Annotated in this window: 1 rRNA gene; it reads left to right on the forward strand. The window is 55.7% G+C overall.

The features are described from left to right. Window positions 1-1,291: ribosomal RNA gene (locus L691_RS0121765) — 23S ribosomal RNA — on the forward strand; the annotation flags it as partial.

Consider the following 1,291-nt stretch of genomic DNA (forward strand, 5'->3'; position numbering starts at 1 on the left):
CAGTAGCGAAGGTCATGATCTCACACTGCCAAGAAAAGCCTCTAGCCAGGAGAAGGTGCCCGTACCGCAAACCGACACAGGTAGGCGAGAAGAGAATTCTAAGGCGCGCGGAAGAACTCTCGTTAAGGAACTCGGCAAAATGACCCCGTAACTTCGGGAGAAGGGGTGCCTCGGTAGGGTGAATAGCCCGAGGGGGCCGCAGTGAAAAGGCCCAAGCGACTGTTTAGCAAAAACACAGGTCTGTGCGAAGCCGCAAGGCGAAGTATACGGGCTGACGCCTGCCCGGTGCTGGAAGGTTAAGGGGAGCGGTTAGGGGTTAAACCCGAAGCTGTGAACCGAAGCCCCAGTAAACGGCGGCCGTAACTATAACGGTCCTAAGGTAGCGAAATTCCTTGTCAGGTAAATTCTGACCCGCACGAATGGCGTAACGACTTGGGCGCTGTCTCAACGAGAGATCCGGTGAAATTTTAATACCTGTGAAGATGCAGGTTACCCGCGACAAGACGGAAAGACCCCATGGAGCTTTACTGCAGCTTGATATTGAACTTGGGTACGATCTGTACAGGATAGGTGGGAGCCTTGGAAGCCGGAGCGCCAGCTTCGGTGGAGGCGCCGTTGGGATACCACCCTGATCGTATCTAGGTTCTAACCTGGTACCCTAAGCGGGTACGGGGACCGTGTCAGGCGGGCAGTTTGACTGGGGCGGTCGCCTCCTAAAGTGTAACGGAGGCGTCCCAAGGTTCCCTCAGAATGGTTGGAAATCATTCGAAGAGTGCAAAGGCAGAAGGGAGCTTGACTGCGAGACCCACAAGTCGAGCAGGGACGAAAGTCGGGCTTAGTGATCCGGTGGTACCGCATGGAAGGGCCATCGCTCAACGGATAAAAGCTACCCTGGGGATAACAGGCTTATCTCCCCCAAGAGTCCACATCGACGGGGAGGTTTGGCACCTCGATGTCGGCTCATCGCATCCTGGGGCTGAAGTAGGTCCCAAGGGTTGGGCTGTTCGCCCATTAAAGCGGTACGCGAGCTGGGTTCAGAACGTCGTGAGACAGTTCGGTCCCTATCTGTCGTGGGCGTAGGAAATTTGAGAGGAGCTGTCCTTAGTACGAGAGGACCGGGATGGACGTACCGCTGGTGCACCAGTTGTTCCGCCAGGAGCATGGCTGGGTAGCTACGTACGGACGGGATAAGCGCTGAAAGCATCTAAGCGTGAAGCCCCCCTCAAGATGAGATTTCCCAAGTTAGTAAGACCCCTTGAAGACGACGAGGTAGATAGGTTGGAGGTGGAAG

The sequence above is a fragment of the Paenibacillus zanthoxyli JH29 genome, assembly GCF_000520715.1.
Classification (GTDB): Bacteria; Bacillota; Bacilli; order Paenibacillales; family Paenibacillaceae; genus Paenibacillus_AQ; species Paenibacillus_AQ zanthoxyli.